The sequence below is a fragment of the Streptomyces tatrensis genome (genome assembly GCF_049310065.1).
In the GTDB taxonomy this organism is placed as follows: domain Bacteria; phylum Actinomycetota; class Actinomycetes; order Streptomycetales; family Streptomycetaceae; genus Streptomyces.
On sequence record NZ_JBMDLB010000007.1, the window covers coordinates 1,465,531 to 1,488,314 of the forward strand.

Below are 22,784 nucleotides of genomic sequence, written 5' to 3' on the forward strand. Positions count from 1 at the left end.
ATTGCGCCTGTCCATAGGCGGACTGCGCGATCCGCGCCGACTCCGTTCACCCTGGGCTCAGCGGCCGGCTCGGCCGGGCCCCACCTAGGGCCTGTCGTCAAACTCCCGACTGCCCTTCGGGCGACGACGGGAGTTTGACGACAGACCCTAGGGCTCACTCGCCCCGCAGCAGCTCCCGGATCCGTACGGTCGTGGCCTCGTCCCGGCCGACGGCGAACGGCAGGGCGTTGTCCCGGTCCACCCGGAAGGGGACCCGGTCGACGGTGCTCTGGGAGCCGCCCGCCTCGGCGACCAGGAGCAGCCCGGCCGCGTGGTCCCAGGCCGAGGGCCAGTTGAAGGCCAGGCAGTCCATCTCTCCCCGGGCCACCTTCAGGTACTCCAGGCCCGCCGAACCGCACGCGCGGGAGACCACCCCGGGGACGTCCAGGCGCGCCAGGATCCGGCGCTCCTCCTCGGTGGTGTACAGCGGGTGAGCGGTCGCGACCCGCAGCTCGGCGCCGGGCTCCGGCGAACCGCTGAGGATCCGCTCGCCGTTGACGTACGCGCCCTGTCCGCGCACGGCGGTGGCCATCTCCTCCAGCGCCGGCGCGAAGGTCCAGGAGGCGAGGAGCTCCCCGCGGTGCGCGAGCGCGACCAGGGTGCAGAACGCCGCGTCCCCGTGCACGAACTGCCGGGTCCCGTCCACGGGGTCCACGATCCACACCGGGGCCTCGGCGCGCAGCGCCCCGTACACCCCGGGGTCGGCGTGCACCGCTTCCTCGCCCACCACCGCCGAGCCCGGCAGCAGCCGGGTCAGGGCGGCCGTGAGGTACTCCTCGGCCTTGCGGTCGGCGTCCGTCACCAGGTCGTGCGGGCCGCTCTTCTGGTCCACCTCGTGGTCGGCGAGCTGGCGGAATCTCGGCATGATCTCGATCGCCGCCGCTTTGCGAACGGCTTCGTCGACATCGGACAGGTTCCGGGCGAGGAATTCATCGATCATGCCTCCAGCAAAGCACGCCCGGCTGACAATCCCCACCGCCCGGCCCGACGGGCGGCCGGACCCGGGGTGGACCGCGGGTGAACGCGCCGACGGGCGGGCGGCGGCCCGGGAGGACACGGGGAGTTACGGCGAGCCACGGGGAGCCACGGGGCGGGAGGCCCCGTGGCCCGCTCCGACCTAGTTGGTGGCGAGGTCGCCCACGACGAGGAGGGTCCTCGGGACGACGTGCTCGTACGCCCCGTCCGTCATGTGCTGCGGGCTCAGGTGCTCGAAGTCGCCCTCCGTCAGGAACTTCGGGCCCTGGTCGCCGAACGTGCCGAACTGCGGCGCCGCGTGCTCGAAGGCGCCGTCCTGGCCCTGCGGCGCGACGCTGATGTGGTTGTCGGCGAAGGCCGGGGCCGCGCCGAGCACGGCCAGGGCGAAGGCGGCGGTGGCGGTGACGGTGGCGGCTATCGCGGCGGCTCTGGTGTTCATGCTGGTCCCCCCGGTTCCGGCCGGCCCCTGGTCGGGCCGGCTCGGGAACAGGCTGTCAGGCCCCGCCGGAGTCCTGCAACAGCATCGGGAGGATCCGCCCGGCCGGTCCCGGAGACGGGCCCGGACCGGCCCTAGGTCGTCTCTTTCGGATCTTGTCGGTCAGGTCCGCGTCGTCCGGTGCCGTGCCTCGCCGTGCTGCCGGGGCTCCCGCGTACTGGACGTACTCGGGTGCCCCGGCAGCGCGGCGAGGTGCGGTGCCGGGCGGCGCGGGCCCGGCAAGATCCGAAAGAGACGGCCTAGTCCCCTTCGCCCCGCGGGCGTCGCGCTCAGCGCGCCCCCGCGCCGAGCTCCTCCAGGAGCGAGCGTCCCGCAGTGCGGTGCTCGGCGGCCGCGGCCGGGTCCTTGTCCTCGAGCAGGACCGCGATCCCCTCGTGGGCCAGCGCCTCCTCGTGCCGGTAGCCGAGCCCCGGGGCCAGCTCCAGCGTCTGCCGGTGCAGGCGCAGGGCCTCCTCGGGCAGTCCCGCGAGCCGGCAGGTCTCGGCGTAGCCGCCCAGGAACCGGACCTTCCAGTGTTCCTCGAACAGCTCGTCCAGCAGCGCGAACGCCTCCCGGTGGCTGGCCAGGGCCTCCTCGTACCGGCCCATCCGGCGCAGCCCCACGCCCAGGCAGTTGAGGGACCACGCCTCGTTGTTCACGTGCCCGTCCTCGCGGGCCAGCGCCAGCGCCCGGTGCAGGTGCTCCGACGCCTCCTCGGGCGACTCCGCCGCGATGGCCATGCCGAGGGTGATCCGGGCCGTCAGCGTGGGCGGCCACGCGGGGTCCGGGTGGGAGACGTCCAGCACCTCCCGGGCCCGCCGCGCCGCCTCCTCGCGGTCTCCCAGCTGGAGCAGCGCCCAGGCCTCCGAGGCGGCCGCGTGGGCCGCGCCCGCCGGGAGGCCCGCTTCCCCGTACAGCTTCCCGGCCAGCCGGAAGAGTTCCAGCGGCTCCTCGGCGCTTCCCCGGCCCCCCTGGTCCCAGCTCAAATAGCCGCGGCGCAGGGTTAGTTCGGCTTCCGAGCGGGTGTCCCCCGTCTGCGCGACCCGGAGGCCGGCCGCCTCGTACGCGGCCGCGGCCTCGGCCATCCGGCCCGCGTTGTAGCGAGCGAAGCCCAGGTCGCTGTAGGCCTCGGCCAGCCGCAGCGGATCCCCCAGGCGTTCGGCGGCGGCCAGCGAGCGCTCGAAGAGGTGGTTGAGGTGGGTCGTGCCGCAGCGCCGTACGAAGTACGCGCGCAGGAACCGCGGCAGCTCGCACACGTGCGCGTCGGCCCCGACGGCGACCGCCGTCTCGAAGGCGGCGATCATCGTCTCGTACTCGGAAGTGAGCCAGGAGCAGGCCGCGTTCTTGTCGGCGAACCGCGGCAGCGCGGCCGGTGCCCGGCCCGCGGTGGGCGGCCGTCCCGGCGAGAGCACCGGCATCGCGGCGTCGGCCGCGGCCGCGGCGTGCACGAAGTAGTCGAGGAAGCGGCCCAGCGCGCGCTCCCGGTCGGCCTCGGAGTCCTGCTGCGCGCAGGCGCCGCGCGCGTGCTGGTGCACCAGGTCGTGCAGCCGGTAGCGGCCCGCCGTCGGCTGTTGGACCAGGTGTGCGTCGACCAGGTCCTCCAGCGCCTCCCGGGCACGGTGCAGCGGTACGTCCGCCAGGGCGGCGGCCGCGTAGGCGTCGAAGGAGCCGCCGGGCAGCATGCCCAGCATCCGGAACAACCGGGCCTGGCCCCGGTCCAGTTGCCGTACGGACATGGCGAAGGCGGTGTCGAACTCGCTCGCCCCCTCCGCCAGCCGCTCCACGAGGATGCCCACCGTCCAGCCCGGCCGGTGCCGCAGCCGGGCCGCGGCCAGCCGCAGGGCCAGCGGCAGGTGGCCGCACAGTCGCAACACCTCGGCGGTGGAGTCCGGTTCGCGGGCGAGGCGGCCTTCGGGGCCGCCGGGGTCTCCGCTGGCCCGCGCCAGCAGCTCCGCGCTCTCGCGCGGGCTGAGCACGTCCAGCGACACCGGGGGCACCTCGTCCAGGCCCAGCAGCCGGTTGCGGCTCGTGATCAGGACGACGGAGTCGCCGGCGCCGGGCAGCAGCGGGCGGACCTGGTCCGCGTCGACCGCGTTGTCGACGACCACGACGGCCCGCCGGCCCGCCAGTTCGGCCCGCCAGCAGGCCGACAGCTGCTCCAGGCCCTCCTGCGGGACCCTCTCGGACGGCACGTCGAGCGCTCCGAGCAGCATCCGCAGCGCGGAGCCGGGATCGAGGGGGTCCCGGCCCTCGGTGAATCCGTGCAGGTCCACGTAGAGCTGGGCGTCCGGGTAGTCGTCGGCGAGCCGGTGCGCGGCGTGCACCGCCAGGCAGGTCTTCCCGACGCCCGCCATGCCGTCGACGGCGACACCCCGGTGGCTGTCCACCGCGGCGAGCACGGAGGCGAGTTGGGCCTCGCGTCCGGTGAAGTCCGGTACGTCGCGCGGCAGATCGTTGCGGGGTCTCGGCTGGACCTGGCGGCTGGCCTTCGGGGGCGCCGGCAGCGGGTTGGCGGAGCAGAGTTCCCAGAGGGGGCGCAGCGGGCGCGGATCGCGTTTGACCAGTCGGCAGAGGGCGAGCACCGCGGGCCAGGGCGGCACGGTCTGGCCGCCGAGGTAGCGCGAGAGCGAGGAGGAGCTCAGTCCCGCATCCCTCGCGAGGGCCCGTACCCCGAGCCCGGACAGCTCCTGGAGCAGCCGCAGCCGTGCGGCCAGCTCGTCCTGCGGGTCGGCCTCGGCCGTCCGCCGTTCCATGTCCACGGTTCCCCCCGTATCCCTGTCCCGCCGCGCCTGAATTATCCGGGGCCGCATCTGCGCTGGTCAAGGATGTTCCGCCTGTCCCAGGGTGTCCCACCGCCATCGCCGCGGCGGGCCGCGGCGGCTGTTATGGAGTCACACCCCGAGGGGGGAGCCGGAAACCGGGAAGACCCGGAGACCGCAAGAGCGAGTCCCAGCAGAGGAGCACACCGAGATGCAGTCCCGTATGCAGAACCCCGCCGTCGTCCTGTCCGGTGCGATGCAGCCCATCCAGGACATCTTCAAGGCAGTGCACTCCGGTGGAGTGGACGGGCAGATCCTGGAGCTGGTGCACCTGCGGGTGAGCCAGATCAACGGGTGCAGCGCCTGTGTGGACGGCGGCGCCAAGTCGGCCCGCAAGGCCGGGGTGAGCGATGAGCGGCTGGCCACGGTCGCCGCCTGGCGCGAGACCCCGTACTTCACCGAGGAGGAGCGGGCGGCCCTGCTGCTCGCCGAGGCCGCGACCCGGCTGGCCGACCGTCCCGACGCGGTGAGCGACGAGGTCTGGGACACGGCCGCCACCTACTTCGACGAGAAGCAGCTGGCCGCGATCGTCCTGATGATCGGTGTCACCAACATGTTCAACCGGCTCAACGCCACGACCCGCCAGATCGCCGGCGCGTGGGGATAGGGGGCGCGGACCGCCTCCCTTCCCAGGATGAAAATCCCGTCCACCACCCCAACTGCCGTGAGGAACCCCGCCATGACGAACACCCAGAAGTCCGCCAAGACCACGACCCCCGCCACGGCCCCGGCCAAGGCCCCGTCCGCCGGCCCGTCCACGAGCTTCTCGGAGGAGGAGCGGGCGGCGATGAAGGATCACGCCAAGGAGCTGAAGGCGGCGGCCCGCCGCGGATCGCGCGCCGACAAGGCGGCGGCGGAGGAGGCCGACGTCATCGAGAAGATCGCCGAAATGCAGGACTCCGACCGGGTCATGGCGGAGCGGATCCACGCGATCGTCAAGGCGAGCGCGCCCGACCTCGCGCCGAAGCTCTGGTACGGGATGCCCTCGTACGCCCGGGACGGCAAGGTGGTCTGCTTCTTCCAGAGCGCGGAGAAGTTCAAGGCGCGCTACGCGACGCTCGGCTTCAGCGACCAGGCGCACCTCGACGAGGGCTCCATGTGGCCGACCTCCTACGCCCTGACGCGGCTGACGGCCGCGGACGAGGAGAAGATCGCCACGCTCGTGAAAAGCGCGGCACACTGATACCCAGTCCTGCCGCTACCCAGTCCTGCCGACAGCCGGCGCCGGACGGAGGAGAACGTCGATCGTGATCAAGCCCCGTGTCCTCACGATCGGCTCGCAGCCCCCGGCCGCCACGCCCCCGCCCTCTGCGCCGTCGCCCGCCGCGCCGTCGCCCCCGGCCGCCTCGACGGCCGTGTGGCTGGTCGACACCGACGAGCAGGGCAGTGCGGCGGCCCGGCTGGCCCCGGAGGTCCTGGACCCGGCCGAGCACCGGCGGGCGGCCGCCTTCGTCCGCGAGGTGGACCGGCGCCGCTACGTCGCCTCCCACGTGGCGCTGCGGGTGCTGCTCGGGGCCTGGCTGGGCCTCGCCCCGGGCCGGGTACGGATCACCCGCGCACCCTGCCCCTCGTGCGGCGGCCCCCACGGACGGCCGGTGTCCGAGGACGGGCCCGTCCACTTCTCCCTGTCGCACAGCGACCGGCTCGCGCTGCTCGCGCTGGGCCCGGTGCCGGTGGGAGCCGATGTGGAGGCGCCGCTCCTGGCATCGGCCGTACGCGAACTGGCCGGGCAGCTGCACCCGCGGGAGGCCGCGGAGCTGAAAGCCCTGGACCCGGAGGAACGCCCCGCGGCCTTCGGCCGCGTCTGGGTGCGCAAGGAGTCCTACCTCAAGGGCCTGGGAGTCGGGCTCGCCCGGGGCCTCGCCCTCGACTACGTGGGCACCGGCGAGGCCCCGGCGGACGGTTTGCCGGGATGGGCCCTGACGGACGTGGACGTCCCCCCGGGCTTCACCGCCGCCGTGGCCGTGACCGCGCACGCGCCTGCTCACGTGCCCGTAAGAGGCACGAGGAACCCGTGAACCATCTCGATGTCGTCCGGCTGCTCGGCCTGGCCGCCCCCGGGCGACCGGAGGACGACGGATACGGGCAGGCCGTGCCCGAGGACTTCGAACTGCTGCTCAACGCCCTGCCGAAGGGCGTGATCGCGGCTTCCGTAAGCCTCACCGGCTCCGACGTCCCCGTGGACGACCGTCCTCGCGGATGCAGATTTCCTGCTGCACGGCAACAACTCGCTGTTCTGACGGGGACGCGCTTCCCGCCCCCTCTCATGGCCTTCCCGAGTCCCCCTCGGCGTCGGCATGGGCCTCGCGCGCGGCCAGTTGGCCTTGGACGAACGCGTCCGTACCGGGCGAGTAGGGGCCGCCGTGGTCGAAGAGCAGCTCCGTGATGCGCCGCCATTCCGCGACGGCGCCGCGGGTGGCGGCGTCGGCGTTCTCCAGATCGCCCGAGGCCTCCTCGGCGGCCGCTTCCGCGGCTTCGAGTGCCGACGCGGTGTCGTGGTGGGTCAGGCCGGTTGCCTGCTCCCGTACCCGGGCGCGGGCCTCGCGCTCCGCGTCGGAGGGGGTGTGGGGCTCGTTCGCGGCGTCCTCGGTCATGGCGGTTGTGCCTCTGCTTTCTCCAGCGGGTCCCACGCGTCGTGCGAACCGACGGGCGACACGCGGGGCCCGGCGATCTCTGCCGTGGAGGGCATCTGCCCCCGCCTCGCGCCACCATGCCCCTGCCCGCGATCGTCCCCGGCGGCCTCACCGTTCCTACGGCTCGATCAGGCCCACCCGGATCGCGTAGCGGGTCAGCTCCAGGCGGTTGCGCATCCCCAGCTTCTGGAGCAGGTTCGCCCGGTGGCGCTCCACCGTCTTCGCGCTGATCACCAGCAGGTCCCCGATCTCCTTGGACGAGTGGCCTTCCGCCACGAGCTTGAGGATCTCCTCCTCGCGCTCGGTGATCGCCCGGGCCGGCAGCGGATCGCGCCCGCGGGCGCGGTCGAGGTAGTTGCGGATCAGGGTGGTCTCGGCGCCCGGGTAGATGAAGGGCTCGTCCCGGATCGCCGCGCGGCAGGCTTCGACGAGGTCGCGGTCGGCGACGGACTTGGGGACGTAGCCGGCGGCTCCGGCCTTGAGGGCCTCGAAGAAGTACTGCTCGTTGTCGTACATCGTCAGGATGAGGATGCGCAGCTCCGGCCGCAGCCGGGAGAGTTCCCGGGCGGCCTGGAGACCGGTCATGCGGGGCATCGAGACGTCCAGGACGGCGAGGTCGATGTCCTGTGTACGGGCCAGGGCGACGGCTTCGGCTCCGTCGCCGGCCTCGGCGACCACCGTCAGGTCCGGCTCGGCGTCGAGGATGAGCCGTACGCCCCGCCGGACGAGCGCGTGGTCGTCCGCGAGCAGGACCCGGGTCGGAGCGGCCGGTCGCGGTGTGGTCATCGGCGGCTCTCACCGGTCCTGCCCGTGGGGACGTCCAGGCGTACGTCGGTTCCGCCGTGCGGGCCGCCTCCGACGGCGAGATCGGCGCCGATCAGCAGGGCGCGTTCGCGCATGCCCTGAAGGCCGGCCCTCTCGGCGGCCAGGCGGATGCCCGCACCGTTGTCCCGCACGAGGAGTCGTACCGCTCCGGCGGGCCGGTTGGAGAGGTGTACCTCGACGTCGCTCGCGCCCGCGTGGCGGGCCGCGTTGGTCAGGGCTTCCTGGGCGACCCGGTAGAGGACGAGTTCGGTGGCCTCGTCCAGTTCGGGCAGTCCCGGCGCGATGAAGTGCCGTACGGAGAGCGACGTGGTGGTGAACTCCGTCGTGAGCGCCCGCAGCGCGCTCTGCAGGCCGAGGTCCTCCAGCACGCCCGGGCGCAGGCGCCGGGCGATGCGCCGGATCTCGTCCAGGCTGGTGCGGGTGGTCTCCTGCACCTGGCGGAGCTCCTCGCGCAGGGGGGACGGGGTCCGGTCGGCAGCGTGCTTGAGCTGGAGCAGGACGGCCGTGAGGGTCTGGCCGACCTCGTCGTGGAGCTCCTGGGCGATGCGGCGCCGTTCGGCTTCCTGCGCCGAGAGGGCCCGGGCACTGCTGGTCGCGCGCTCGGCCTCCAGCCGGCCGAGCATCGCGTTGAACGAGGTGGTCAGCTCCGCGACCTCGCCGGGGCCCTCCACGCGGGTCCGGCCGCCGGGGCGAAGCAGGTCGACCGCGCTCATGGCCCGGGTCAGCCGGTCCAGGGGTGCCAGGCCGACGCGGAGCAGAACGGCGTTCGCGATCAGCATGGCGGCCAGCCCCCCGAGCAGGACGACGGCTTCGCCGAACAGGACCGGGGTGGAGACGGTGACCGGGCCGAGCAGCAGCGACACGGCCGCGACGAGGACGGCGGCGTTCAGCAGGAAGATCCGCCAGTACAGCGACATGTCAGCCTCTCCTCTCGTTGCCCCACCGCCCGATCGGCGCGCTCACTTCCACCATCCCCGTCAGCACTCCGCCGCACCGTCTGTGACCTGCGGCGGGACTGGTGACCCGGACAGCCTTTCGTCTTGTCGGGCCCCTGTCCATCCGTGCCGGCACCCAGATTCCGGCCGCCCGGAAAATGGCACGATGGGGCCGCCGAGCGGCCCTCTCCTGCCCGAGAACAAGGGTCCGCCGTAACGGCACCACGCATCACGTACGAAAGCGAACACGAGGGGGGACAGCTGTGCCTGCTCCACGGATGAGCACCACACCACTGCCCGGCATCGGGGTCCAGTACGACCTCACCACCCGCGAGCGCCGCCACCTGTCGGTGGTCGCGCACCGCGACGGCACGCGGACCGTGAACGTCTACCGCGCCGACGACCCCGACGCCTGCGCGCAGTCCCTGCACCTGACGGGCCCGGAGACGGCCTCGCTGATCGACGCGCTGATGCCCGCCCACCACAGTCCGAACGTCCTGCACACCACCGACCTCGGTCTGGTGGCCGAGCGGATCGAGCTGTCCGCGCACTCGCACTGGAACGGGCGGGTGCTGGGCGAGACGCGGATGCGGACCGAGACGGGCGTCTCGATCGTGGCCGTACTGCGCCGCGCGGAGGCCCGCCCCTCGCCCGCGCCGGACTTCCGGCTGGCGGGCGGGGACACCCTCATCGTGATCGGCACCCGCGAGGGCGTCGACGCGGCCGCCGCGATACTCGGTCGGGAGTGACACCCGTGCACTCCGCCGTGTTCCTCATCGAGTTCGGCGCGATCATCCTCGGGCTGGGCCTGCTCGGCCGGGTCGCCGGACGCCTGAAGTTCTCCCCCATCCCCCTCTACCTCCTGGCCGGCCTGGCCTTCGGCACGGGCGGGCTACTGCCCATGGGGGCGAGCGAGGAGTTCGTCGCGATCGGCGCCGAGATCGGCGTGATCCTCCTCCTGCTCATGCTCGGCCTGGAGTACACCGCGTCGGATCTGGTCTCCAACCTCAAGACCCAGTACCCGGCCGGGCTGGTCGACTTCGCCCTGAACGCCGTGCCCGGCGCGGTCGCGGCCCTGCTCATGGGCTGGGGCCCGGTGGCGGCCGTGGTCCTGGCGGGCGTCACGTGGATCTCCTCCTCCGGGGTCATCGCCAAGGTCATGGGGGACCTCGGCCGGGTCGGCAACCGCGAGACTCCGGTCATCCTGTCCATCCTGGTCCTCGAAGACCTCGCGATGGCGGTCTACCTGCCGATCATCACCGCCCTCCTCGCGGGCGTGAGCCTCGCCGCGGGCAGCGCGACGCTGGCCATCGCCCTCGGTGTCGCCGGTGCGGTCCTGTTCGTCGCGGTCCGCTACGGACGCCACATCTCCCGCTTCGTCTCCAGCGACGACCCGGAAAAGCTCCTCCTCGTGGTCCTCGGCCTGACCCTGCTCGTCGCGGGCATCGCCCAGCAGCTCCAAGTCTCGGCAGCGGTGGGCGCGTTCCTCGTCGGCATCGCCCTCTCCGGGGAGGTCGCGGAGGGCACCCACACGCTGCTCAGCCCGCTACGGGACCTGTTCGCGGCCGTGTTCTTCGTCTTCTTCGGCCTGCACACCGACCCCGCGAGCATCCCGCCCGTGCTGCTGCCCGCGCTGGCGCTCGCCCTGGTCACGGCGGGTACGAAGATCGCCACCGGGTACTGGGCGGCGAGGCGCGCCGGGATCGGGGTCGAGGGGCGCTGGCGGGCCGGCGGCACGCTCGTGGCCCGCGGGGAGTTCTCCATCGTCATCGCGGGCCTCGCCGTCACCGCCGGCATCGAACCCGCCTTGGGCCCGCTCGCCACCGCGTACGTACTGATCCTCGTGGTGATCGGGCCCCTCACGGCCCGCTACACCGAACCCGTGGCCGCCTGGGCCGGCAGCCGCCGCAGCCGGCCGGCCGCCGCAGCCACCCTGGCCGCGGTGCCCGCGCAGCCGGGACCCCCGCAGGACCCCCAGGAGCAGGCCCGGGACCAGGCGCAGGACCCGGCCCAGGACCCGGCCGGCCGTGCGTGAGCGAGGACGGCGCGCGCGGGACCTTCCTCTCACCCGCGAAACCCCTCTCCCCCCAGGGGTGTTGGCGCACATCGGACATCATCGGACCCAGCCGATGGGCACTCCCCCGGTGCCCTCAGGAAGGCACCTGCTACCCTGCGCGTGAAACGATCATTTCATTGCGGACCCGACCGTTCCGTGATCTAGTGACAGCGGGGGCTGCGGGCTCGTCTCAACCACAAGTTCCCCTTCCAACCCACCGGGAGGGTCTGTGAGCGACGGGTACGAGCACCTCGCCAGGACCGTGAGAGAGGTCGAGGAGCTCCAGTCGGAGGCGGGACTCGACCGGGCGTCGGTCTTCAACCTGCGGGACCTCTCCTTCCACAGCTCCCTTCCGGAGGCGGACATCCGGCGCCTGCTCGACGGCGAGCCCGTCGAAGCGCCGGGGAGCGCCGCGGCCGAGCTGGCCCGCCGCATCGTGTTCCTCAGGGAAACCCGGCTGACCGTGGACAAGAACACGGGCTGCCGGCGTCCGTACACGACCGCCGAGATCGCCGCGGGCAGTGGGATGACCCCGCAGTGGCACGGCAAGTTGCTGAACCACAGCACGCCCAACATCTGGCACGGCGCCGGCCTCGCCAAGTTCTTCGACGTCCCCATGGAGTACTTCACCCAGACGCCGCCGGAGGCCGTGAAACGGGTTCTGGACAGCAAGGTCATCCCGAACCTCACGGCGTTCCTCAGGAACCCTTCCGCGGCCGTGAGGAATCGCCACGCCATGCAGGTCCAGCTCCGCCTCGGCGACAAGGAGCTGTCCCCGAGCCTGGAGACGGCCTTGATGGCCTTCATGGACGCGATCACACGAGAAGACTCCGGACCCTAGGGTCTGGTGCGGGCGCAGCGACTGACCTGACCCTCAGTCACCGTTAGCAGCAGGGCGGGCCGCGGCTTCACCGCCCGTCGGAGGGGAACTCACAGTGGGGGCATTCGGATGAACGAGGGGAAGATGGCGGGCTTTCACAAGGGGGTACTCGCGACTCTCGACAGGCTGCCGTCCCATCAGGGCCTGCTCGCCGCACCCAGGGCCCACTTGGCGCGGCGTTCCACCGTGCGGAGGGTCGCGAAGTTCTGCGACGCGGTGCTCGCGGGTCTCGACAAGCCGATCCCCTCGGATCCGGACAGCCTGTTCGCGGTGCTGAGGGCCGATGTCGAGCGGCGCTTCAACGAGGACCGCGCGCTCCCGTTCCATCCGGTCCTCCTGTACTTCCGCGAGTTCCCCGAGGAGACGGCCAGCGGCCTCACGGCGAAGTTCGACGACCGGATCGTCATCATCGTCGAGAGTCAGACGACCACGCTTCACCAGTTCGTGATCTTTGCGCACGAGATGTGGCACGCCTTGATGGGAGAGTGCCTGTCCCACGGGTCCCACCCCGACGTCGCCGCGGCTGCCGCCAGGTCGCTCGGTGGCGAACTGGCGGGCGAGGACCTGGTCGCCCTGGCGGCGAGGAGCCACGTCGAGACCCAGGAGGAAATCGACGCGGAGGAGTTCGGGCTGCAGATGGGAGCCCGGCTGCGAGAGTGTCTGAAAGGGTGCGGCGCCGTGCCGACAACCGGTTTGGCAGGCCGGATCCAGTCCAGCATAGGCAGAGGCTACTGAGCATGACCGGATCGGACTACTACATTCCCGCCGGCGTCCTGGCGATCGCCCTGGTGGTGAAGTCCCCCTCGTTCTGGCGCGGCTGGAACTCGCCGATGTCGAAGTCGATCTTCGTGATCCTCGCGGCCTCGGCGGGAGGCTTCGTGTTCGGTGCTCCGCCGACGATCGAGCGGGTCAACCGGCTCACCGGTGTCCCGAACATCTCGGCGCTCATCGTCTACTGCATCCTGTCGTGCCTGTCGTGCGGCTCGATCGTGCTCCTCATCCACTGGCGAGGGGGGCCCGAGGAGATCCTCCGCAGGCACACCAGGATGTGGATCGCGGCGACCGCCGTGATGATCGCGACGTTCTGCGTCCTCTTCTACCTCAGCAGCGTGCCCATCGAGCAGCAGCGCGACTTCGACACCTTCTACGCGAACACCCCGTACGTGCGGGAGATGATCGTGCTCTATCTGACCTCGCACATCGCCATGAGTCTCGTGGTGGCGGCGAAATGCTGGCGGTGGGCCCGTGAGCTCCGGGACCTCCAGGCGGCGTGGACCCACTGGGGCCTGCTCATCCTCGTAGCCGCGTTCAGCATCGGCTTGTCGTTCGCACTGCTCAAATTCCTGGCCGTCGGTGCCCGCTGGGCCGGTACGGACAGATGGGACTCGCTCAGCACCGACGTCGCCCCGCCCCTCGCGGGACTGGGCGCCGGCATGACGACGATCGGCTTCCTGGTCCCCGTCGTCGGGCCGCGGCTGGGATCGATGTGGGGGTCCTGGCGGGCCTACCGGGCGATGGAACCCCTCTGGCGTGCGCTCGAGCCCTTCGCGGGACCCGGGAAACCCACCTGGGTCCGCTTCACCTCGTCGCCGGAGATCCGGGCGATGGCCAGGTCCACCGACATTTCCGATCGCCTGCTCAATCTCGCGCCCCACCTGGACGGCAGCCACCGCGAGGCGGCCGAGCGCTACGCCTCCTCGCAGGGCTGCGAGCCGGAGGCGGCGCTCATCTTCGCCGAAGCGGCTACGATCCACGCCGCCCTGGCCGCTGCGGAGGCCGCCGGGAAGGCGTCGTCCGGGGCGGCCGCCATCGCCGCCGAAGCGGGCGCCACCATCGACACCCGTGTGTCGGGAACGAACGGTCTCGCCCGGCTGAGCATCCAGTTCTCCAAGATCCGCCGCTCCGACCTGACCGTCGGCGGCGGCGTCCGTTCCGAGGGCAACTGAACATGTCCGCCCTCCCCCACGGGACTCGTGGGAGCCGCTGGTGAACGCGGGAACGGCGTATCTGTCCGTGGCCGCCGGCTTCATCGTCGCCACCGCCGTCAAACTCTGGGCGCTGCGGAAGAACCCCGGAGACCCGCTCCTGAGGGCCGTCGCGGCGACCCTCTTCGTCGCCGCGTTCCTGTTCGTCACCGCCGCTCCCCCGAACCTCGCGGTCATCAACGAGATGCTCGGCATACCGAACGTCGCGGCGCCCATCGTGTACTCGATCCTGAGCGCGTTCGACGGCATCAGCATCGTGCTGCTGATCCACTGGCGGGGAAACGAGGACGCGCGCGTCACCCTGCGGCAGACACGGCTGTGCCTGACCACCTACGCCGCGGTGATCGTCGCCATATGGACCCTGTTCGCGCTGGGCGACGCACCGGTCGAGCGGCTCCGGGACCTGGACACCTACTACTCCAGCACGCCCTGGATCCGCGAAATGATCCTTCTCTACCTGGCGGCGCACAGCGTCGCGGCCGTCACCATGGTGCTCCTCTGCCTGCGCTGGTCGAGGCAGGTCCCCGGCACGCTGAAGGCCGGGCTGCTGCTCATCACCGCCGGGGCGGTGTGCATGTTCGGCTACGACCTCTTGAAGTTCACGGCCATCGTCGCCCGCTGGCTCGGCCACGACTGGGACTCGCTGAGCACCAACGCCGCCTTCTCCCTGGCCGGTTTCAGCGCCGCGCTCATTTTCGCAGGGTTCATGCTCCCGCCCATCGGACAAGGCGTGGGCTCCCGGTGGCGGGCCCTTCGCCGCTTCCGCCGGCTGCAGCCCCTCTGGCTGGAGATCCGCCCGGAGATACCGCCCGCGAGTCCACCGCCGATGCCGTGGTGGCAGCCCGTGGAGCGCCGGCTCATGCAGCGCGAGAGGGACATCTTCGACGCGATACTGCGGCTGACGCCCTGGTTCGACCGGTCGGCCGGCACGGAGGTCTACGCGCTGGCCCTGGCCGAGCACTCCGAGGTCCGCCGTGCCCGCGGCGAAGCCGATGCCTCCGTGATCGCCCGCGCGGTCGTCCAGAAGGGTTGCGCCGTGCCCGCCCTCGCTCCCGAGCATCGATGGACGGTCAGCTCCATCGAGGATTCCGAAGACCTCGTGGACATGTCCGCGGCCATGCTGCGCTCCCCGCAGGTCGAAGCGGCGCGGCGGTCCACGGCAAGGGCAGAGCACGGCGCATGACCTCGGCGCACGGTCCGCGAGCCCGCTGAGCCGGGACCCGTCCCGGCCCGGGCCGGACATGGACCGAGAATGGCACCGTACACGCGCGCCACAGCCGGACGTCACGTGACGAAAACCAGAGGGGAATCTTCTATGCACCTGTCCACACCTCTCGTATTGCAGAGCGGCGCCCGCATTGCCAACCGGATAGCCAAGGCCGCCATGGAGGAGAGCCTCGCCCGCCAGCCCGGCCAGCTGCCCGGGCCGGAGATCGAGGAGCTGTACCGCAGTTGGGCCCGCGGCGGGAGCGGATTGATCATCACCGGCAACGTGATGATCGACCGGCGGGCCCTCACGTCTCCGGGAACGATCGTGCTCGACGCCGAAACCGACCTGGAGCCCTTCCGTCGCTGGTCCGCGGCGGCCGGCTCGGAGGGCGGCCAGGTGTGGATGCAGATCAACCACCCGGGCCGGCAGGTCCGCTCCGACCTGGGCGGTGTCGCGTGGGGGCCGTCCGACATCGGCGTCAGCATGGGGAAGCACACGAGCGTCTTCGCCCGCCCGACGGCGATGACCGAGGAGGACGTCCGGGCCACGATCGGCCGGTTCGCCACAACGGCACGTCTCGCGCAGGAGAGCGGCTTCCACGGCGTCCAGATCCACGCGGCCCACGGCTACCTCCTCAGCCAGTTCCTCTCCCCCCTGGTCAACCGCCGTACCGACCAGTGGGGCGGCAGCCTGGAGAACCGGGCGAGGATGCTCGTGGAGGTGGTGCGGGCCGTTCGCGCGGTCGTGTCCCCGGACTTCGCCGTCAGCATCAAGATCAACACTGCGGACTTCCAGCGCGGCGGCTTCGACGTCGACGAGGTGGAACAGGTCCTCGCGTCCCTCGAAGGCCTCGGCGTGGACCTGGTGGAACTCTCCGGCGGAAGCATGGAGAGCGCGGCGACCATGGGCCGCACGGCCGATGACAGGAAGCTCGGCCGCGAGGCCTACTTCCTCGCGATCGCCGAGCGGCTCGTCGCGTCCGCGCCCGTGCCGCTCATGCTGACGGGGGGAATCGGCCGGCGCGCCTCCGCCGAGCGGGTCCTGACGAGCGGATTCGCGATGGTCGGGCTGGCCACCGCCCTCGCCCTCCACCCCGACCTGCCCACGCGCTGGCAGGAGGGCGATGACATCGAGGTCGCAGCACCGCGCCTCGACTGGCGGGACAAGGACATCGCCAGCGCGGGCGTACTGGCCGTCGTACGGGCGCACATGAGCCGCATCTCCCGCGGCCTGCCCCCTCGTGCCCGGACCTCCGCGCGCTTCGCCCTCATCCGCGACACGCTGCGGAACCGGGGGATGACCCGGACCTACGGGCAGTGGCTTTCCCAGAACCCGGCGCCGGAGGCGACCATGCCGCTCAGCGGCTGACCTCATCGGTTCATCGCCGTCCGGGGTTTCTCCGAAACCCCGGCCTCGATGCGGCTCCTCCTGAGCCTAATCTTGGACGTGCAGCCGGGTCCGAAGTGGGCGCACGCCCACGCCGGACCCGCAGGGGAACACGGATCAACGCCGAACGGCATGGAATGCGCAGGTGAGGAGTCAGGGATGAGAATCGTGAGGAACCGGCGGCTGGAGCAGGAGATGGTACGGCTGTGCGACGAGCTGTACGCCGGCCTGGGTGAGCCCGCACCCCGCGACATCACCGAGCTGATCGACCGAATAGCCGTGCATCTCACCGACCACCGCGGCGATCCCGGACGGCCCGTGCGCATCGTGCGCCGGGACTTCCCGCAGGGCCTCGGTACCGTTTCGGGGCTCTGGCTCGACCGCGAGACCGAAGACGTCATCGTCGTCGCGAAGAGCACCAGTCCCTTCCATGCCCTGGTCATCCTGGGGCACGAGATCTGGCACATGATCAAGGGCCACTGCGGTACGTACGTCCTGGGTGCGCAGGTCGCCACGCGCCTGATCGGTGACGACGTCCTCACCCCGGCGGACCTCGACGAAGCCGTACGTCTCGTCGCCGCGCGGACGCACGCCGCGGGGGGCGACGAGGCCGAGGCCGAGCAGTACGGCCGCATGCTCGGCCGGCGGTTCCGCCACTTGGTCGAAGCCGACTCCGCGCAGCGGGTCCTCCACGGCCCGGCTGCCCGCATCCAGGCCTCTCTCGGCAACGGCTGGTGAACGGCTCGGACTACTACATCCCGACTGCCGCCCTGGGCATCGCCTTCCTCTCCAAACTCCCCGGACTGATCCGGCAGTGGAGCAACCCCATGGCCCGGGCCGTCGCGGGACTGCTCCTCATGGCCAGCGCCGGATTCGCCTTCGCCGCGCCCCCCACGATCACCGTGGTCAACCGATGGGTGGGGCTGCCGAACGTCTCAGCGCCGCTGGTCTACGCCATCCTCAGCGTGTTCAACACGTGCTGCATCGTGCTCCTCGCCTACTGGCGCGAGGGATTCGGCGCCGAGGTTCAACGCGTCGTGCGCCGGTGGTTCACCGTCTGCGGCGCGGTGGTCGCCCTGATCGCCCTGTGCTTCGTCCTGGGCGATGCCCCGGAGGAACGCCTCCGGGACCTCGACACCCATTACGCGTCCACGCCCTGGATCCGCGAAATGATCGTCATCTACCTCTCCTGGCACATCGTCGTCGGCATGGTCGTACCGGTCATGTGCTGGCGGTGGTCGCGCGTGGTCGGCGGGTGGCTCCGGGCCGGCTTGCTGACCCTCGTGGCCGGCTTCGTCTTCAGCACCGGTTTCGGGCTCGCCAAGGCCGCGGCCGTCGTCGCCCGCTGGGCCGGCGGCGACTGGGACTTCCTCAGCACCGACGTCGCCCCGCCCCTGGCCAGTGTCGGAGCCGTCCTGACCACCTCCGGCTTCCTGCTGCCCCAGGGCCGCCGCCTGGCCGAGGCCTGGGAGACCTGGCAGACCTACCGGTGGATGGGGCCGCTGTGGCGCAGGCTGCGCACCCTGATGGGCCTGCCGGCGTCGGCCGGCTGGTGGCCATCGCTCGGATCCCGGCTCTTCGATCGCGAAACGGATATCTACGATGATCTACTGGCTTTGGCCCCGTACTGCGACCTTGAGATCATGACGGCACATCACGACAGGGCGCTCGACGAGGGGGTCTGCCCCAAAGAGGCATGGGCAGCGGCCGCGGCCGTGATGATCGCGGCCGCCATCGAGTCCAAGGAATCCGCTGCGGAGAGCGGCGTGGAGTACCCGGAACCAGGCACGGCCGCACTCAGCGCCGTGCTCGGCACCGGCACCAGGGGCATCGCCCGCATCTCCCGCCAGTACGGAGCCCTTCACCGCCGGACCGCGGAAGTCCCGCCAGGACGGCGTTCCCCGTGAACGGTCGGCCTTTGATCCTTTCCCAGCCTCTGTCGATACTCCCCGTCGTCCGAGCCACCCGCGAAGCGGCAGTCCTAGAGAGCAACACACGATGACCCAGCAGCCCCACGGCACTACCGGCACCACCCGCGCCGTCATCCTCGGCGGCAGCCTTGCCGGTACACTCGCGGCCGCCGCACTCGCACCCCACTTCGCGGACGTCCTCATCCTCGAACGCGACAAAAAGCTGCCCGATACCGCAGAGCCCCGGCCCAGACTTCCCCAGGCGGCCCACGCCCACATGCTGTGGTCGGGCGGCGCCGACGCGATCGAAGCCCTGCTTCCCGGTACGACCGACCGGTGGCTGGGGGCCGGAGCCCACCGGGTGCCGATCCCCAACGGCATGGTCTCCTACTCGGCCGCGGGCTGGTTCCGGCGGTGGACCGAGACCCACTACCTCATCGGCGCCAGCCGTGACCTCGTCGACTGGGGCATACGCGCCGCGGCCCTGGAGATCCCCAACGTCGGCGTGCGCACGGGCACGACCGTCACCGCGCTGGCGGGCAGCGCCTCGAGAGTGTGCGGCGTGCACGTGCGGAGCGAGAGCGGCGAGGAAAGCACGATCGACGCCGACCTCGTCATCGACGCCACCGGTCGTGGCTCCAAGGTCCTGGAGTGGCTCGAGCAGATCGGCGCCCCCGCGGTGAGCGAGACCGTCGTGGACGCCGGCGTACGGTACGCCAGCCGCCGCTACCGCGCCCCTCGGGGCGCCGAATCCGACTGGCCCGTCATCCACATCCAGGCCGACCCGCGGCAGGGCAGGCCCGGCCAGGTCGTCTCGATCATCCCCATTGAAGACGGTCAGTGGCACGTCAGCATCTCCGGCACCCGCGGCGGCGAACCGAGCGCCGACGAGGACCTGTTCGAGGAGTTCGCCAGAGGAGTCCGCCACCCGCTGGCCGCCGAATTCCTCGCCCGTGCGGAGCCGATCAGCGACGTCGTCGTCTACGGCCGGACCGCCAACCGGCAGCGGCGCTTCGAGAAGGCCTCCATGCCCGCCGGTTTCATCGTCCTCGGCGACGCCGCCACCAGCCTCAACCCCGTCTACGGCCACGGGATGTCCGCGGCCGCCCTCGGCGCGCTGGCCCTGCGCGACACCGCGGCGAAGACGCCCGTGACGGCGCCCGGGTTCGCCGCCCGGGCCCAGAAGGCGATGGCCCGCCCCGCTGCCGCGGCCTGGCTGCTCGCCGTCGGCCAGGACCGCTTCTATCCGGGTGCCGTCGGCAAGACGCCCAACCTGGCCGACAAGCTCGCAGCACGCTACGTCCACCGACTGAGCCACACCGCCATCGGGAACTTCCTCGTCGTCAAGGCACTCACGGACGTCATGACGATGCAGAAGCCCGCCTCCGTACTCGGCGCCCCCGACGTCCTGGTCGCCGCGGCACGCGGCCTGCGCAAACCCCTGCTCGACGGTCCCGCGCTCACCACGAGAGAGCAGAGCATCCTGGACCGGGAGCCGCTCCGCCGAGCGGAGAAGATCAAGACCTCCGACTAGAAGGGACCTGGAAGTGGCAGCGCTTTCGGAGATACAAGCCCTGTTGGGCGAACCGGGGTTCAACTGGTCGGACCCCGCACCGTGGACCGGACTCGAGCAGGAACTCGGCATCGAATTCCCCGCGGACTTCCGCGAGATCGTGGACGCCTACGGTTCGATCTCGATCAACGGACAGCTGTATCTGAAGCACCCCGCCGGCCATCTGCTGCACAACCTGGGAAAGGACATCAGGCTGGACCTCGAACTCTGGCGCGAGGAGGACATGGCCGAGTTCCTGCCGAGTCCGGCCGGGGCGAACCCCGGTGAGCTGATGCCGGTGGCGACGGCCACGACGGGGGAAATGGTCTTCCTCCGTGTTCCCCGTGAACCGTCGTCGCCCTGGCGCGTCCTGGTTCAGGAGATGGACTCTCCGTCGTGGACTCTCCACCAGATGACCTTCAGCGAGTGGCTGCTGGCCTATCTCGGGGGCGGAGACGTGACGTTGTGCTCTCACACCCTTGCGCCCGACCGGCCGTTCTGGGAGTTCCTGCCCTGAAGACCGGCCCGGTTCGTCAGTCGCGCAGCACCGGAATGACGTGCTGGCCGTACGCGTCGATCGTCGCCTCCCTGGCGTCGTGCATGTCGTAGAGGGCGAACTGATCGACGCCGAGGGCTTGCAGGGCACGCAGCTTCTCGATGTGCGCCTCGGCCGGGCCGAGCAGGCAGAAGCGGTCGACGATCTCGTCGGGGACGAAGTCGGTGGACGGGTTCCCGGCGCGGCCGTGGTGGCTGTAGTCGTAGCCGTGCCGGGATTTGATGTACTCGGTGAGCTCCTCGGGAACCATCGAGGAGTGCTCGCCGTAGCGGGAGACGAGATCGGCAACGTGGTTGCCGACCATGCCGCCGAACCAGCGGCACTGGTCACGGGCGTGGGCCAGGGCCTGCGCCGAGTCGTCGGCCGTGACGTACGCCGGGGCGGCCACGCAGATGGTGATCGAGTCGGGGTCGCGGCCGGCCTCCACGGCGGCCTGGCGGACCGCCTTGACCATCCACTCGGTGAGGTAGAGGTCCGCGAGCTGGAGGATGAACCCGTCGGCCTTCTGGCCGGCGAGCGCGAGGGCCTTGGGCCCGTACGCGGCCATCCAGACGGGCAGCTTCCCGTCCGTGATCCAGGGGATCCGGATCGGGTTGCCGTCGACCTGCGCCTCACGGCCCTCCGCCAGGTCGCGGATCACGTCGATGGCCTCGCCGAGCCGGGCCAGGGTGTTGGGCGCGCGCCCGGCGACCCGCATCGCCGAGTCCCCGCGCCCGATCCCGCACACCGTGCGGTTGCCGTACATGTCGTTCAGCGTCGCGAAGGTGGAGGCGGTGACCTCCCAGGTGCGGGTGCCCGGGTTGGTGACCATCGGACCCACGTGCATGCGCTGCGTGTTGGCCAGGATCTGGCTGTAGATGACGAAGGGTTCCTGCCAGAGGACCGCCGAGTCGAAGGTCCAGCCGTAGCGGAAGCCGTTGCGCTCGCCGCGCTTCATGAGGCTGACGACCTGGGAGGCCGGCGGGTCGGTTTGCAGGACGAGGCCGAAGTCCATGCATGGCTCCTTGCTGCTGCTGCGTGCGTGCGGGCTTGCGGCTTACAGGTACTGACAGGTGGAGCGGGGGATGAACGCCCCGTGACCGGCGCGGCCGGTGAACTCGCGCCGGTCGATGACGAGTTCGCCGCGCGAGAGAACCGTGTCGACTCGTCCGGTGATCCGCTTGCCCTCGTACGCCGAGTAGTCCACGTTCATGTGGTGCGTCTCGGCGGAGATGACCTGCTCGGCGTGCGGATCGTAGAGGACGATGTCGGCGTCGGAACCCGGCGTGATCGTGCCCTTCTGCGGATAGAGGCCGAACATCCGGGCCGGGCTCGCGCACGCGATCTCGATCCAGCGACGGCGGCTGATGTGCCCATCCAGGACGGCCTGGTGGAGGAGGTCCATACGGTTCTCCACCCCCGGCAACCCGTTCGGGATCTTCGAGAAGTCCCCGCGGCCCAGCTCCTTCTGGCCACGGAAGCAGAACGGACAGTGGTCGGTCGAGACCACCTGGAGGTCGTTCGTCCGCAGACCCCGCCACAGCGCCGCCTGGTGCTCGCGCGGACGCAGCGGTGTGGAACAGACGTACTTCGCGCCCTGGAAGTCCGGCTCCTCCAGGTTGTCCGTGGACAGGAAGAGGTACTGCGGGCAGGTCTCACCGAAGACCGGCAGGCCCTTATCCCGGGCCAGCGCGAGTTCCGCGACCGCCTCTTCCGCCGAGACGTGGACCACGTAGAGGGGTGCGCCGGCGACCCGGGCGAGCTGGATGGCCCGGTGGGTGGCCTCGGCTTCTAGGAGCACCTTGCGGACCTCGCCGTGGTGGCGCGGGTCCGTCTCCCCGCGCGCCAGGGCCTGTTCGACGAGCACGTCGATCGCGATGCCGTTCTCGGCGTGCATCATGATCAGCCCGCCGTTGCCCGAGGCCCGCTGCATCGCGCGCAGAATCTGGCCGTCATCCGAATAGAACACGCCCGGGTATGCCATAAACAATTTGAACGAACTTACGCCTTCTTCGACGAGTCCGTCCATTTCCTTCAAGGAGTGCTCATTGACGTCGGACACGATCATGTGGAAGGCGTAGTCGATCGCGCATTGTCCGTCGGCCTTCGCGTACCAGGTGTCCAAGCCCTCTCGGAGGGAATGCCCGGGCGTCTGCACCGCGAAGTCGACGATCGTCGTCGTCCCGCCCCAGGCCGCGGCTCGGGTTCCGGTCTCGAACGTGTCCGACGCGAAGGTGCCACCGAATGGCAGCTCCATATGCGTGTGCGCATCGACCCCGCCCGGGATCACGTACTTCCGCGAGGCGTCGATCACCCGGTCAGCGGGCCACTGCTGGCTGCCCGCTGTCGCCATCGCCACGACACGGCCGTCCTCGATCAGAACATCCGCATGCAACTCGTCGGAAGCCGTAATTACAAGGCCACCGGTAATGAGAGTTCTAGTCATACCCGAGAATCCCCTTCGCCTTGCAATTTCGAACCAAGAGGGGCGCCGACCGGAACACCGCAAGGAATGCGATGGTCCGGTCGGCGGCACAAGCCGTTGCGACGCCGGCAGCCCACGCCGCTG

General features: G+C 71.1%; 22 protein-coding genes. 14 read left to right on the top strand and 8 right to left on the bottom strand.

Translation table 11 applies throughout. The annotated features are described in order from the left end of the window. Positions 1–154: 154 nt before the first annotated feature. From ACODT5_RS10425 to ACODT5_RS10435, 3 genes are all read right to left on the bottom strand, one after another. Positions 155–979 carry an inositol monophosphatase family protein gene (locus tag ACODT5_RS10425; RefSeq protein ID WP_422518889.1) on the bottom strand — a complete coding sequence of 275 codons (825 nt, stop codon included), beginning with the start codon at positions 977–979 and terminating at the stop codon, positions 155–157. A 177-nt stretch (positions 980–1,156) separates the two neighbouring features. Continuing rightward, a complete protein-coding gene (locus tag ACODT5_RS10430; RefSeq protein WP_422518890.1) occupies positions 1,157–1,453 on the bottom strand; it encodes a hypothetical protein in 297 nt (98 codons plus the stop codon). A 326-nt stretch (positions 1,454–1,779) separates the two neighbouring features. Beyond that, a complete protein-coding gene (locus ACODT5_RS10435; protein ID WP_422518891.1) occupies positions 1,780–4,242 on the bottom strand; it encodes a tetratricopeptide repeat protein in 2,463 nt (820 codons plus the stop codon). Between the two features lie 217 nt (positions 4,243–4,459). On the opposite strand from ACODT5_RS10435, the gene ACODT5_RS10440 reads away from it, so the two are divergent. The 3 genes from ACODT5_RS10440 to ACODT5_RS10450 all read left to right on the top strand — a co-directional run bounded on the left by ACODT5_RS10440 (position 4,460) and on the right by ACODT5_RS10450 (position 6,326). After that, positions 4,460–4,915 (top strand): carboxymuconolactone decarboxylase family protein, encoded by a 456-nt coding sequence (locus ACODT5_RS10440; protein ID WP_385367506.1) that lies wholly within the window; start codon positions 4,460–4,462, stop codon positions 4,913–4,915. Positions 4,916–4,987: 72 nt separating this feature from the next. After that, positions 4,988–5,491: an iron chaperone gene (locus tag ACODT5_RS10445; RefSeq protein ID WP_422518892.1), complete on the top strand. Its 504-nt coding sequence runs from the start codon at positions 4,988–4,990 to the stop codon at positions 5,489–5,491. Between the two features lie 64 nt (positions 5,492–5,555). Further along, complete coding sequence (locus ACODT5_RS10450) at positions 5,556–6,326, top strand: 4'-phosphopantetheinyl transferase family protein (protein ID WP_422518893.1); 771 nt, start codon at positions 5,556–5,558, stop codon at positions 6,324–6,326. A 246-nt stretch (positions 6,327–6,572) separates the two neighbouring features. On the opposite strand, the gene ACODT5_RS10455 is transcribed toward ACODT5_RS10450, so the two are convergent. The 3 genes from ACODT5_RS10455 to ACODT5_RS10465 all read right to left on the bottom strand — a co-directional run bounded on the left by ACODT5_RS10455 (position 6,573) and on the right by ACODT5_RS10465 (position 8,683). Next, positions 6,573–6,902: a hypothetical protein gene (locus tag ACODT5_RS10455; RefSeq protein ID WP_422518894.1), complete on the bottom strand. Its 330-nt coding sequence runs from the start codon at positions 6,900–6,902 to the stop codon at positions 6,573–6,575. A gap of 156 nt (positions 6,903–7,058) precedes the next feature. Beyond that, the gene (locus ACODT5_RS10460; RefSeq protein ID WP_422518895.1) at positions 7,059–7,727 is read right to left on the bottom strand and encodes a response regulator transcription factor; all 669 of its coding nucleotides are present in this window, start codon (positions 7,725–7,727) and stop codon (positions 7,059–7,061) included. Further along, positions 7,724–8,683, bottom strand: a complete 960-nt coding sequence (locus tag ACODT5_RS10465; RefSeq protein ID WP_422518896.1) for a sensor histidine kinase — start codon at positions 8,681–8,683, stop codon at positions 7,724–7,726. Before ACODT5_RS10465 ends, ACODT5_RS10460 begins: the two co-directional genes overlap by 4 nt. A gap of 296 nt (positions 8,684–8,979) precedes the next feature. On the opposite strand from ACODT5_RS10465, the gene ACODT5_RS10470 reads away from it, so the two are divergent. The 11 genes from ACODT5_RS10470 to ACODT5_RS10520 all read left to right on the top strand — a co-directional run bounded on the left by ACODT5_RS10470 (position 8,980) and on the right by ACODT5_RS10520 (position 20,197). Further along, positions 8,980–9,450 (top strand): cation:proton antiporter regulatory subunit, encoded by a 471-nt coding sequence (locus tag ACODT5_RS10470; RefSeq protein ID WP_422518897.1) that lies wholly within the window; start codon positions 8,980–8,982, stop codon positions 9,448–9,450. Positions 9,451–9,455: 5 nt separating this feature from the next. Beyond that, positions 9,456–10,736 (top strand): cation:proton antiporter, encoded by a 1,281-nt coding sequence (locus ACODT5_RS10475; protein ID WP_422518898.1) that lies wholly within the window; start codon positions 9,456–9,458, stop codon positions 10,734–10,736. Between the two features lie 250 nt (positions 10,737–10,986). Further along, positions 10,987–11,598 (top strand): hypothetical protein, encoded by a 612-nt coding sequence (locus tag ACODT5_RS10480; RefSeq protein ID WP_422518899.1) that lies wholly within the window; start codon positions 10,987–10,989, stop codon positions 11,596–11,598. A 108-nt stretch (positions 11,599–11,706) separates the two neighbouring features. After that, positions 11,707–12,372, top strand: coding sequence for a hypothetical protein (locus ACODT5_RS10485; protein ID WP_422518900.1), 666 nt, complete (start codon positions 11,707–11,709; stop codon positions 12,370–12,372). Between the two features lie 2 nt (positions 12,373–12,374). Continuing rightward, positions 12,375–13,583, top strand: a complete 1,209-nt coding sequence (locus tag ACODT5_RS10490) for an MAB_1171c family putative transporter (protein ID WP_422518901.1) — start codon at positions 12,375–12,377, stop codon at positions 13,581–13,583. A 40-nt stretch (positions 13,584–13,623) separates the two neighbouring features. Then, complete coding sequence (locus ACODT5_RS10495; protein WP_422518902.1) at positions 13,624–14,805, top strand: MAB_1171c family putative transporter; 1,182 nt, start codon at positions 13,624–13,626, stop codon at positions 14,803–14,805. Positions 14,806–14,937: 132 nt separating this feature from the next. After that, positions 14,938–16,200, top strand: coding sequence for an NADH:flavin oxidoreductase/NADH oxidase family protein (locus ACODT5_RS10500; protein ID WP_422518903.1), 1,263 nt, complete (start codon positions 14,938–14,940; stop codon positions 16,198–16,200). 177 nt (positions 16,201–16,377) lie between these two features. Next, the gene (locus ACODT5_RS10505) at positions 16,378–16,956 is read left to right on the top strand and encodes a toxin-antitoxin system, toxin component (RefSeq protein WP_422518904.1); all 579 of its coding nucleotides are present in this window, start codon (positions 16,378–16,380) and stop codon (positions 16,954–16,956) included. Further along, positions 16,953–18,125, top strand: coding sequence for an MAB_1171c family putative transporter (locus ACODT5_RS10510; protein ID WP_422518905.1), 1,173 nt, complete (start codon positions 16,953–16,955; stop codon positions 18,123–18,125). Before ACODT5_RS10505 ends, ACODT5_RS10510 begins: the two co-directional genes overlap by 4 nt. A gap of 91 nt (positions 18,126–18,216) precedes the next feature. Next, positions 18,217–19,662, top strand: a complete 1,446-nt coding sequence (locus tag ACODT5_RS10515; RefSeq protein ID WP_422518906.1) for an FAD-dependent monooxygenase — start codon at positions 18,217–18,219, stop codon at positions 19,660–19,662. 13 nt (positions 19,663–19,675) lie between these two features. Continuing rightward, positions 19,676–20,197 carry an SMI1/KNR4 family protein gene (locus tag ACODT5_RS10520; protein WP_422518907.1) on the top strand — a complete coding sequence of 174 codons (522 nt, stop codon included), beginning with the start codon at positions 19,676–19,678 and terminating at the stop codon, positions 20,195–20,197. 16 nt (positions 20,198–20,213) lie between these two features. Here ACODT5_RS10520 and ACODT5_RS10525 read toward each other — a convergent pair whose 3' ends face one another. Further along, positions 20,214–21,230 carry a TIGR03842 family LLM class F420-dependent oxidoreductase gene (locus tag ACODT5_RS10525; RefSeq protein ID WP_422518908.1) on the bottom strand — a complete coding sequence of 339 codons (1,017 nt, stop codon included), beginning with the start codon at positions 21,228–21,230 and terminating at the stop codon, positions 20,214–20,216. Positions 21,231–21,272: 42 nt separating this feature from the next. After that, positions 21,273–22,661: a dihydropyrimidinase gene (hydA, locus tag ACODT5_RS10530; RefSeq protein WP_422518909.1), complete on the bottom strand. Its 1,389-nt coding sequence runs from the start codon at positions 22,659–22,661 to the stop codon at positions 21,273–21,275. Between the last annotated feature and the right edge of the window lie 123 nt (positions 22,662–22,784).

Bases quoted from the DNA above. Each gene is read 5' to 3' on its own strand.
- ACODT5_RS10425 (WP_422518889.1), bottom strand. From the start codon at position 979: ATGATCGATGAATTCCTCGCCCGGAACCTGTCCGATGTCGACGAAGCC.
- ACODT5_RS10430 (WP_422518890.1), bottom strand. From the start codon at position 1,453: ATGAACACCAGAGCCGCCGCGATAGCCGCCACCGTCACCGCCACCGCC.
- ACODT5_RS10435 (WP_422518891.1), bottom strand. From the start codon at position 4,242: ATGGAACGGCGGACGGCCGAGGCCGACCCGCAGGACGAGCTGGCCGCA.
- ACODT5_RS10440 (WP_385367506.1), top strand. From the start codon at position 4,460: ATGCAGTCCCGTATGCAGAACCCCGCCGTCGTCCTGTCCGGTGCGATG.
- ACODT5_RS10445 (WP_422518892.1), top strand. From the start codon at position 4,988: ATGACGAACACCCAGAAGTCCGCCAAGACCACGACCCCCGCCACGGCC.
- ACODT5_RS10455 (WP_422518894.1), bottom strand. From the start codon at position 6,902: ATGACCGAGGACGCCGCGAACGAGCCCCACACCCCCTCCGACGCGGAG.
- ACODT5_RS10460 (WP_422518895.1), bottom strand. From the start codon at position 7,727: ATGACCACACCGCGACCGGCCGCTCCGACCCGGGTCCTGCTCGCGGAC.
- ACODT5_RS10465 (WP_422518896.1), bottom strand. From the start codon at position 8,683: ATGTCGCTGTACTGGCGGATCTTCCTGCTGAACGCCGCCGTCCTCGTC.
- ACODT5_RS10470 (WP_422518897.1), top strand. From the start codon at position 8,980: ATGAGCACCACACCACTGCCCGGCATCGGGGTCCAGTACGACCTCACC.
- ACODT5_RS10485 (WP_422518900.1), top strand. From the start codon at position 11,707: ATGAACGAGGGGAAGATGGCGGGCTTTCACAAGGGGGTACTCGCGACT.
- ACODT5_RS10490 (WP_422518901.1), top strand. From the start codon at position 12,375: ATGACCGGATCGGACTACTACATTCCCGCCGGCGTCCTGGCGATCGCC.
- ACODT5_RS10500 (WP_422518903.1), top strand. From the start codon at position 14,938: ATGCACCTGTCCACACCTCTCGTATTGCAGAGCGGCGCCCGCATTGCC.
- ACODT5_RS10505 (WP_422518904.1), top strand. From the start codon at position 16,378: ATGAGAATCGTGAGGAACCGGCGGCTGGAGCAGGAGATGGTACGGCTG.
- ACODT5_RS10515 (WP_422518906.1), top strand. From the start codon at position 18,217: ATGACCCAGCAGCCCCACGGCACTACCGGCACCACCCGCGCCGTCATC.
- ACODT5_RS10525 (WP_422518908.1), bottom strand. From the start codon at position 21,230: ATGGACTTCGGCCTCGTCCTGCAAACCGACCCGCCGGCCTCCCAGGTC.
- hydA (WP_422518909.1), bottom strand. From the start codon at position 22,661: ATGACTAGAACTCTCATTACCGGTGGCCTTGTAATTACGGCTTCCGAC.